The sequence below is a fragment of the Polaromonas sp. P1_G2 genome, from assembly GCF_056405515.1.
The window spans coordinates 1-392 of sequence record NZ_JBFUBY010001497.1 but is presented as its reverse complement, the minus strand read 5'-3'; the positions used below and the strand labels follow the sequence as shown (position 1 = coordinate 392).

General features: G+C 58.4%; 1 protein-coding gene. It reads left to right on the top strand.

Annotated elements, in window-relative coordinates; translation table 11 throughout:
- Window positions 1–207 precede the first annotated feature (207 nt).
- The coding region (locus AC1D0P_RS31250) for a hypothetical protein (protein WP_477680273.1) at window positions 208–392 on the top strand (185 nt) is incomplete at its 3' end.

Below are 392 nucleotides of genomic sequence, written 5' to 3'. Positions count from 1 at the left end.
GGCCTGAAGACCCATGAGCTGAACCTCGGCCTCGGCGTCCGCTTCTGATCACAATCGATCGATATCCCATCTCCAGGCCCCGTCTGCCAAAGGCGGGGCCTGTTGTTTGCAGCTCGCTCGGGTCATTCCCCATTGGTGAGAGACCGGAACTTTCACATCCTGCTTGGGTTTATCCTTCGTCCCGTTAAAGGGAGAAAGGATTGCATCATGGCAAAATATCTCGACAATCCCGACGGTTATTTTCGTGCGCGGCGCGAAGAAGACCAGGACGCGCCGGTGACCCTCACCGCAACCGAAGCGCGGCAGGGCAGTTGGGGCAAACCCGTGCTCTACGTCCTGGTTTGCGGCCTTATCCTGGCGATGATCGCCTGGTGGGGCGCCGAATATTATGG